The 9,066-nt window shown below is 32.5% G+C and carries 10 protein-coding genes; all 10 read left to right on the forward strand.

The features are described from left to right. The first annotated feature begins 193 nt into the window (after positions 1–193). Positions 194–607, forward strand: a complete 414-nt coding sequence (locus NC99_RS00240) for a DUF6769 family protein (RefSeq protein ID WP_157624304.1) — start codon at positions 194–196, stop codon at positions 605–607. A gap of 104 nt (positions 608–711) precedes the next feature. Then, the gene (locus NC99_RS00245) at positions 712–1,320 is read left to right on the forward strand and encodes a hypothetical protein (RefSeq protein ID WP_053178650.1); all 609 of its coding nucleotides are present in this window, start codon (positions 712–714) and stop codon (positions 1,318–1,320) included. Positions 1,321–1,498: 178 nt separating this feature from the next. Continuing rightward, entirely contained in the window at positions 1,499–2,215 is a 717-nt protein-coding gene (locus NC99_RS00250) for a cytochrome b/b6 domain-containing protein (protein WP_053178652.1), read from the forward strand. A gap of 134 nt (positions 2,216–2,349) precedes the next feature. After that, on the forward strand, positions 2,350–3,372 hold the full coding sequence (locus NC99_RS00255; RefSeq protein WP_053178654.1) for a cation diffusion facilitator family transporter: 1,023 nt from the start codon (positions 2,350–2,352) through the stop codon (positions 3,370–3,372). Between the two features lie 147 nt (positions 3,373–3,519). Next, the gene (locus tag NC99_RS00260; protein WP_053178656.1) at positions 3,520–3,927 is read left to right on the forward strand and encodes a hypothetical protein; all 408 of its coding nucleotides are present in this window, start codon (positions 3,520–3,522) and stop codon (positions 3,925–3,927) included. After that, positions 3,917–4,444, forward strand: a complete 528-nt coding sequence (locus NC99_RS00265; RefSeq protein WP_053178657.1) for a GNAT family N-acetyltransferase — start codon at positions 3,917–3,919, stop codon at positions 4,442–4,444. Before NC99_RS00260 ends, NC99_RS00265 begins: the two co-directional genes overlap by 11 nt. 234 nt (positions 4,445–4,678) lie before the next feature. Continuing rightward, entirely contained in the window at positions 4,679–5,515 is an 837-nt protein-coding gene (locus NC99_RS00270) for an MIP/aquaporin family protein (protein WP_204374852.1), read from the forward strand. A 10-nt stretch (positions 5,516–5,525) separates the two neighbouring features. Continuing rightward, positions 5,526–6,623: a GTP-binding protein gene (locus NC99_RS00275; protein ID WP_053178661.1), complete on the forward strand. Its 1,098-nt coding sequence runs from the start codon at positions 5,526–5,528 to the stop codon at positions 6,621–6,623. Between the two features lie 272 nt (positions 6,624–6,895). Then, complete coding sequence (locus NC99_RS00280; RefSeq protein ID WP_053178663.1) at positions 6,896–8,020, forward strand: helix-turn-helix domain-containing protein; 1,125 nt, start codon at positions 6,896–6,898, stop codon at positions 8,018–8,020. A 169-nt stretch (positions 8,021–8,189) separates the two neighbouring features. Then, positions 8,190–8,837, forward strand: a complete 648-nt coding sequence (locus tag NC99_RS00285) for a DUF6448 family protein (RefSeq protein WP_053178665.1) — start codon at positions 8,190–8,192, stop codon at positions 8,835–8,837. Positions 8,838–9,066 lie beyond the last annotated feature (229 nt).

The following is a 9,066-nucleotide window of genomic DNA, read 5'->3' on the forward strand; positions in this document are numbered from 1 at the left end:
AAAATACTAGAACGTTACCGCCAAGTGTGAGTCAGACAGCGACATAGTAAAATTGAAAAGTAAACCATTGCGTAAGGACAGAAAAACAAAATTATTCACAAATTCGGATAACGGATATTCAAATTGATTCAATTATTTTTTTAACTCGATGTAATAATTGAATGAAAATTTCGTTTTTATTAAAAATATTTTTATGCTTAAAAAAAGAGTGGCATTATTCTTTATTTTTTCAGCTAACATTTTTTTGTTGGCTCATGTCATAGTGCCTCATCACTATCATAATGGTATAGTATGCAAATCAAACATACTTTATCAAAAGAATAACGATACTCAGAAGCATTCTAATGAACACACCATAAAGCGTGAAAGTGACTTTGAAAATTGTTTATTGACTAAGGCTGTTTTTATTTCATCAAAAACCTCCAGACAGTCTATTAAACCTCCAGATTCTGAAGATGAAAGCCTCATTTTCTTTCATATTTTTGATAATATCAAATTTGCTTCATTTGTCACCGCATATGACATAAGTCCAATCCCTCCTTTTATATTTTTTCCTGAACAAATTCTAAATAATTTAGTTGGATTACGGGCGCCTCCTATTATTTAAATTCTCCCACATTTCTATTTTTAAAATAGACATCAAACTAATAACATCAGTTTTGATTGTAGAACTGTTGTGGTTTAATTTTAATAACAATAAAAAAATATAAAATGAATAAGAATATAACTTCAATCCTTTTATTAATTTGCTTTGTGTTTTTACAAAGCAAACTAACAGCTCAAAGTAATATAGAGACCAAAACTTTATTTGGTAATAATCCAAAAGAATTCGGTTTTTTTGTTTCACCTGCTGTTGGTATAACTCAAATGGACGGTTTTAATAGCTTGCTTCTTAATCTTCGCGGTGGGTTAAGTATTAATGACAAGTTTTTAATAGGTGGCTACTTCAAAACTTCTATGAATGATATCAGACCACAAAGTGAAACAGTCCCAAATTTATATATGGACTACTGGACTGTGGGTGGCTTTACCGAATACACGTTACTTTCCAAAAAGGTAATACATGTAACATTTCCTTTATATATTGGTTATGGTGAGGTAGAAATGGACAATGAAAGCGGTTTTACTGGACTTGGAGAAGCTAATTTCTTAGAAATTGAACCTGCGGCATTATTAGAGGTCAACTTGCATAAGTATGTTCGATTTAATGTTGGAGTAGGCTACCGTATTGTCAGCCAAATGAATTACAGGAACTTCAATCAATCTGATATTTCAGGACTGACTGGGTGTATAGGACTAAAATTTGGGCTATTCCGATAAAGCTTTAATAACTAACACAAATTCGCTTCAAGTTGGATTGACTTTGCTATTATTGGCAAGGCAGAGCAAACATAAATTAGATGCTCCGCCTATACATAAGTGACAAATTGAATATTTGTAATAAATATAAACTTGAAAGCGAAACTCGTTTAAATGCAAACAAAAAAATACTAAATTTATGAATACAAAAATTTCTACTTTATCCATAAAAAGTATCTTCCATTGGTTTTTAGCCATAGGATTTACCGCAGCTTATATTTCTGAAGACTTTGATAGAAACGAAAATGTGCATTATGCCTTTGGGCTTTTTGTGGGCGCATTGATTATGTTTCGTATTATTTATGGTTTTGTTGGTCCGAAATGGGCCAGTTACAAGGTTTTTTTGATAGGTATTAAAAATCAAACAGCCTCTCTTGTAAACTTATTTAAAAAGGGGAAAGCCAAATACATTAGTAATCCGTTAGCTTCTATTGTGATGCTTTGCATATTGATAGTTGGCTTACTTTGTAGTTTATCGGGTTTTATCTTGTATTCGATAGAGAGCAATTCACTTATCAACCTAAACTTAAGTGAAAACTTTGTTGAAGAAGCACATGAAATTCTGGCTAACTTGTTTTTAATATTGATTGGCATTCATGTAGTTGGTATTATTTATGATATTATTTTTCTTGCAAAAACGAAAATATTACTATCAATATTAAAAGTCAACAAATTGGCTGAAAAGAAAAGCTTAAAAGAAAATATATTTCAATTTACATTTTCAACACTTTGGTTAATTGTCCCATTTTTTGCTTTTTATTTTGGCATGAGCTTACCAACAGAAAACAGAAGTGAAAAAAAGAAAATCCAGTATGAGGAAAAACAAGATGAATACAAAGAACATGATGATGATTAAATAAAAAAGACACAACAATTATGAAATTATATTATCAAGTAATTGTATTAATTTGCTTTATTTTACTCTTTATCTGAATAAGAAGATGAAAACGAAAAAAAAAGTGTAAACAATTTCGATAAAATTTTGATTGAATGATAGTACTTGAAAAATCTCAAAAGAATTTAAAATTCAAGGTTCAACGAATTATTGCAATTTCATCAGTTCTAATATTTATTGGAAAATTAATTGCCTACTTTTTGACCAATTCAGTAGGTATATTAACAGATGCTCTTGAAAGTACAGTAAATGTGACAACTGGATTTATTACTCTGTACGCTGTTTATGTTTCATTAAAACCTAAAGACGAAGACCATCCGTTCGGACATGGTAAAGCCGAGTTTTTATCTGCATCAGTCGAAGGTTTTTTAATTATTATTGCTGGAATAATAATCATTTTTGAAGCAATTAAACGACTTTTTATCCCAGCGGAAGTTTCGCAATTGGATATAGGAATTATTATTGTTGCCATTGCAGGTTTGTTAAATTATTTAATTGGTTGGTACAGTATAAAAATTGGCAAAAAACACAATTCAATTGCTTTAATATCAGGGGGAAAACACTTACACTCCGATACTTATTCATCAATTGGCTTAGTGATTGGCTTAGTTTTACTGTACTATACAAAATTAGCGTGGTTAGACAGTTTGATAGCCTTGATTTTCGGGACTATTATTGTAATAACAGGCTTGAAAATACTTAAAGAAACCACATCGCATTTAATGGACGAAGCAGATTTTAAATTGATTGAGCAATTTGGTAAAATTATAGACAACAACAAATCTAATGAGTGGATTGATATACACAATTTCAAACTTGTTAAATACGGAAATGTATTTCATATAAATTGTGATTTGGTTTTGCCATGGAATTTGTATTTATCAGATGCTCATGAAGAAGGAGAAAAATTAAAAAAAATATTAGTTTCAAATTTTCCTGAAGATATTGTTTTCAATTTGCATACCGATGAATGTTTTAAGAAATACTGTAAGAATTGCAAAAGAGAAGATTGTAAGGAAAGAACCAATGCTTTTGAAGTCCAATTAAATTTTGATATGATAACCTTTACAAAAGAAAAAATGGAAAAACAGTTAAATTGGAAAAACACCAGGCGGTAACAAGCGGTATAAAACATTGGGGTTTAGGTGGTTATGCAAGCGTCCTACCCCGCATCAGGTTCGTTGTAACTCGACAGGAAAGTAGCCCGCAATCCCCAACGTTTCATACCGCCAACCGTTACCGTGCATTAGAAAAAACCCCGAACTATGAGCATAATTGAAAGAAAATTTATAAACCCCAAAACGATTAGCGAAATAGAAAACTTGACTGATTGTAATTGGAAAGGTATAGCTATTCCTGACAAACTTGATATAAAAGTTGAGATTGAGTGCTCTTTTAAAGTGATTGACAGGAAATTAGTTGGATTCATGGATGTTAATGACGAAGGCGAGGTATTGCGAATAGATTTGGAGGGAGGAATTATAAAATTACCCTTCATTATTTTCGATTATTGTAGTACTAATCCTGAAATAATAAATTATGGTCGGATAATGTACAGGATAAATAATAATTGGGATAGATTGGAAGGAAAAGTAGTTGGATATAGCGGAGAAAGAGACTTTTTTGTAAATGCTACCCATGACTTGAAAAAGAATATCGGAAATGGAAAGTAAAGTAATAATAGCAAAAGACGGAGATGTATTTCTCAGAAACCTTATGGATACTGATTTAGAAAAACTATCTGAATATGCAAATAATGACAAAGTGAGTGTTAATTTACGTGACGCATTTCCTAAACCGTATACCTTATCAGATGCGGAGAACTTCAAAAAAATGATTGATTCACAAAATCCCAAAACTTTTTTTGCCATAGAGTATCAAGGTAATTATGTTGGGAACATTAGTCTTTCCATTGGAGAGGATGTTTATAAGAAAAGTGCAGAGATTGGGTATTTTATTGGAGAACAGTATTGGAACAAAGGGATTGCAACGAAAGCAGTCACATTGATTACAGATTGGGGATTTAATAATCTTGGTATTGTAAGGATTCATACTGGGATTTTTGAGTTTAATAAGTCATCCCAGAGAGTCTTGGAAAAATGCGGATACACAAAAGAGGCGATTTTTAAGAAATCAATTTGTAAAAACAACGAGATTTATGACGAAATTAGATATGCCAAGATTAAATAATGACAAAAGAATAGATTGAGATATAAGGAATAACGCACGGTAACAATGTATAAAAATAATAGCCGAGACAGTAGTAAATTCAAGGGGTGTATCCCGTTTCAACTTTCGTGTATCTTGACAAGAAAGTGCCACGCAGTCGGCTACTATTCTTATACTAAACGTTAGGCACAAGTTTGGAAAATCATTGCGCATCACTTTAAAATATTTAGTTTTAGAACAAAAAAATATATGGACGTGAAAATTAAAAAGTACAAAACTGAATTTATCGGTGAAACTCTGGGAACATTTTTATTGGTTCTTTTTGGATGTGGTTCTGTAGCAATGTCAATTTTATTCAATTCGTATCAGGGATTATTTCAAATTGCACTTGCTTGGGGAATTGGTGTAACTCTCGCTATTTATTTAACACGACATATTTCCTGTGCACATTTAAATCCTGCCGTTACTGTTGCAATGGTTATCAGTAAACGAATGAAATGGCGCAAACTTCCAGCCTACATTTTAGGTCAATTTTTTGGTGCATTTCTCGCGGGTCTGACACTTTACCTCTTTTTTGCACCTTCAATAAGCAATTACGAAAATGTCAATGGAATCGTCCGTGGAACTATCGAATCCATTGGTACTGCAAAAATGTTTGGAGAATATTATATAAACTCTGGAAGCTCAGCAATTGTAACCTTACCTATTGCAATGGGTGCAGAAGCTTTCGGGACTTTTATTTTGGTCATACTAATTTTTGCTTTAACCGAAGGGTGCAATATTGGTCGCCCAGATAATGCCATTGCACCATTGTTTATTGGATTAACCGTTACTTCCATAATTTGCCTGATTGCACCTTTAACTCAGGCAGGGATTAACCCAGCTCGTGATTTTGGACCTCGAATGGTAGCTTGGATTTTTGGCTGGGGGGAAGCAGCTTTTCCCGACAAATCCGGTGGATTCTTTTTTGTTTATATTTTATCTCCTGTAATTGGCGGGACATTAGCATCTATTTTCTTTATTAAAGTTCTTGAACCAGCTATGAAAAGAGCGACTAAAGAAAGTTGTAATTGTAATAATTCTTCAAAATAAATATCAAAATATGATTGACAAAACACGACTTATTGTTGTTGGCGGTTTTTTGGGTGCAGGCAAAACCACTCTTTTATACGAGACCACAAAATTTTTAATGAATCAAGGTAAAAAAGTTGGTTTAATTACAAATGACCAAGCATCTGAATTGGTTGATACGGCAATACTTTTACAAACCAATGTGAAAGTAGCCGAAGTAAGTGGAAGTTGCTTTTGCTGTAATTTTAATGGATTTATCAATTCTATTAAACAGGTAAATACCGATTCAAATGCAGACATCATAATCGCTGAACCCGTTGGCAGTTGTACCGATTTATCGGCAACGATTATTCAGCCATTAAAAACTAATTTAAAACAGGAACTAATAATTTCACCCCTTACTGTGCTTGCTGACCCATTTAAATTAAAATCAATATTAAACGGGGAAAATGCAGGATTGCACCCAAGTTCGGCTTATATCTACCAAAAACAGCTTGAAGAAAGTGATATTATCCTTATTACGAAAACAGACTTGCTTAAACAAAAAGACTTGGAATCATTAAAAGAAAAAGTAAAACTCCTTTATCCAAGCTCGGATGTTCTTGCTGTAAGTTCGAAAACTGGTGATGGAATTGATAATTGGTTAAAATTAATTCAAACGAAAATAAAATCTGGACAAAAAATTATTCAAGTTGATTACGACACTTATGCTGAAGGCGAAGCGGTTCTTGGCTGGTTAAATGCGTCGGTGACACTGGACGGCAAGAAAATTGACTGGGATGAAACTGCAAAAACTTTTATGCAAGATTTAAACAATAAAATTGAAGAACAAAATATTAGTGTTGGACATCTTAAAATAATACTTGAAAATGGCTCAAATCAATTGATTGGTAATTTGACAGGTACATCAGAAACTTTATCATTTCGTGGAGAAGCAGGAATTTCTGACAATGTTCAAATGATTATAAATGCCCGAATTGGTGTGACTCCGGAGAAACTGGACAAAATCGTAAAAGAATCACTTGAGAAGTTTATAGCGGACAAAATAAGAATGAAAATAAATGCGTGGAAATGTTTAAGTCCGGGTTATCCAAATCCAACATATCGATTTACAAAAATTGTTGACTAAAAAAGAATAAAAACCAGTGCCTAACAAAGTGCAAATGTAATGCGGGTGGGCGTGGTTTTCCAACGTTTTTCGCCTTGTTCAACCACCGCCAATCCGTCTTTGACGGTTGACGGTTATAAAAAGATGTTTAGTAAAAAGCCGGCTTGGCTCAGTGGCAGCTTGACAGTGAAGTATTTCAAAGTCCCGCACTCCACTTGCACCAACCGTTAGGTTTCATGCATAGAAAGCATACTGCAATTAATAGAAATTCTTGATTTTTAGAGAAATAAGATATGAAATATATTTTTTTAATAGCTTCATTCAACGCTTTATTTTTTTCATTTTTGATTCTTCAGAAAAAAAAGGCACTACATGATAAGATACTCATTTGTTGGCTAATATATCTGGGTTTCTATACAGGTATATATGGGTTGTTTTCAGATAAACTCTTTACTGGTTTTCATCTGCTATCAGTAAGTTTTATTTCATTACTCCTGCTTCACGGGCCATTCCTGTATTTTTATATTTCTGCTTTGATTGATAACAAGGCTCAATTCAACAGAGCAGAACTGCTGCACTTTGTCCCTTTTATCCTTTTCAACCTATTTATCATTATTTCTTCTTTTTTTCCGGAAATTTCTGAACGAATAAGATTAGACCATTTGGAAAGTGAGCATAAGACTCCTTTGCTGTTTAATGCGTTTCTACTTTTCACAGTAATATCAGGGCCTTTTTATTTTATGCTATCAATACTGCTTTTTAAAAAATTGGATATTAACATTTTCAATAATTTTTCATCGTACGAAAATGTTAACCTTGATTGGTTACGAAGGCTTGTATATACTTTTGGTGGTATTTGGACAATTTTAATGATTTTCACTACTATACATCATGTTTTCCAAATGTTCTCGTGGATATTTTGTACTCACGGGTTAACACTTTCTTTGTCTGCTTTTATAATCTTGATTGGTTATTATGGTCTAAAGCAAAAGGAAATTTTTATTCAATATCCTAACCGGGATACCAAATATGTTACTGAACCAAAAACAAAATATGCCGGAATATTTATAAAAGATGCTGATATTGAACAATATGTTGCTAAATTAAAGCATTTTATGACCACCCAAAAGCCTTATTTGGATGCCAACATTTCGCTTCCTGAGTTAGCTAACAAGCTTGATATACCATCACATCATCTTTCTCGTGTAATTAATGAACAATTTGGTGTCAATTTCTTTGATTTTATCAACCAATACAGAATAGAAGAAGTGAAAACAAGAATAGGCAATCCTGAATATGAAAATTTATCTCTTTTAGGGATTGCATTTGATTGTGGTTTTAATACAAAATCCGCATTTAACAGGGTTTTTAAAAAGATGACCGATTTTACTCCAAGTGAATTTAGGAAACAAGTTTAATCTTAATTGCAGCATTTTAGGTTCTCACAGAAGTCTGATATTATAAAATAGGTCTTACTATTTTAAATTAATGAGTGCTACTTTACAAAGTAGGTCGCACAGAGAAAATTCTCAATGTAATTTTGTTCCAAGATATTTCAATTAATAACAAATTAAAATTTAAATTGTCATGAGAACAAAAGAAACAAATTTGGTAACCACAAGTCCAAAGACTCTCCAAAACCGTAAAACTTATAAAACAATCTTCTCGATTGTATTATTATTTTTATTTATGATATTCGGCACACTACCGGTATCAGCACACTGCGATTCATATGATGGACCTACAATTAAAGATGCTATTAAAGCTCTTGAAACAAACAACGTTAATTTAGTTCTGAAATGGATTACCCCAGAACAGGAAAAAGAAATTATTCCATTATTTAATAAAACCTATTCTTTAAAAAAAGGGGATAAAGAAGTATATGCGATTGTTGAAAAACATTTCTTTGAAACCCTCGTACGTTTGCACCGCGTAACAGAAGGTGCCCCTTTCACCGGGTTAAAACCTGCCGAAACAACAAAAATGATAGTTCAACTTAGCGACAAGGCATTAGAAAGTAATAATATTGACGATTTTCTTGTTAAATTAAACACCCACATCGGAAAGGTGATAAAGGATAAATATGATAAAGTTGTAGCACTTGAAAAAGTGAAAAACGATTCTCCTGAAAAAGGGCGTGAATATGTGGAAGCTTATGTAGATTATACACATACCATTGAAGCTATTCATGATATTGCAGAACAAGGTGGTGGTCACTCAGCTCATAAACATTGAAATAGTAATTAAATATTTAACCAAGTAGAATCTTCTTCGATTAATTTCGGGGAAGATTTTCTATTTTTATATTCGAAAAAATGCACGAAAACCTAACATCGTGTATAAAACATTTGGCAGTAAGTGGTTTATCAAGCGTTTTAGCTTGTATCAAAAGTAATTGTAACTTGATAGGAAATCGCTTCGAAATGCCAAACGTTTCATACACACAACCGTTGAACTAAACCCC

The organism is Sunxiuqinia dokdonensis, from assembly GCF_001270965.1.
Taxonomy (GTDB): Bacteria; Bacteroidota; Bacteroidia; order Bacteroidales; family Prolixibacteraceae; genus Sunxiuqinia; species Sunxiuqinia dokdonensis.

What these genes read in the sequence shown, in the direction of transcription:
- NC99_RS00275 (WP_053178661.1), top strand. Translation starts at nt 5,526, where the DNA reads ATGATTGACAAAACACGACTTATTGTTGTTGGCGGTTTTTTGGGTGCA.
- NC99_RS00245 (WP_053178650.1), top strand. Translation starts at nt 712, where the DNA reads ATGAATAAGAATATAACTTCAATCCTTTTATTAATTTGCTTTGTGTTT.
- NC99_RS00265 (WP_053178657.1), top strand. Translation starts at nt 3,917, where the DNA reads ATGGAAAGTAAAGTAATAATAGCAAAAGACGGAGATGTATTTCTCAGA.
- NC99_RS00240 (WP_157624304.1), top strand. Translation starts at nt 194, where the DNA reads ATGCTTAAAAAAAGAGTGGCATTATTCTTTATTTTTTCAGCTAACATT.
- NC99_RS00255 (WP_053178654.1), top strand. Translation starts at nt 2,350, where the DNA reads ATGATAGTACTTGAAAAATCTCAAAAGAATTTAAAATTCAAGGTTCAA.
- NC99_RS00250 (WP_053178652.1), top strand. Translation starts at nt 1,499, where the DNA reads ATGAATACAAAAATTTCTACTTTATCCATAAAAAGTATCTTCCATTGG.
- NC99_RS00285 (WP_053178665.1), top strand. Translation starts at nt 8,190, where the DNA reads ATGAGAACAAAAGAAACAAATTTGGTAACCACAAGTCCAAAGACTCTC.
- NC99_RS00280 (WP_053178663.1), top strand. Translation starts at nt 6,896, where the DNA reads ATGAAATATATTTTTTTAATAGCTTCATTCAACGCTTTATTTTTTTCA.
- NC99_RS00260 (WP_053178656.1), top strand. Translation starts at nt 3,520, where the DNA reads ATGAGCATAATTGAAAGAAAATTTATAAACCCCAAAACGATTAGCGAA.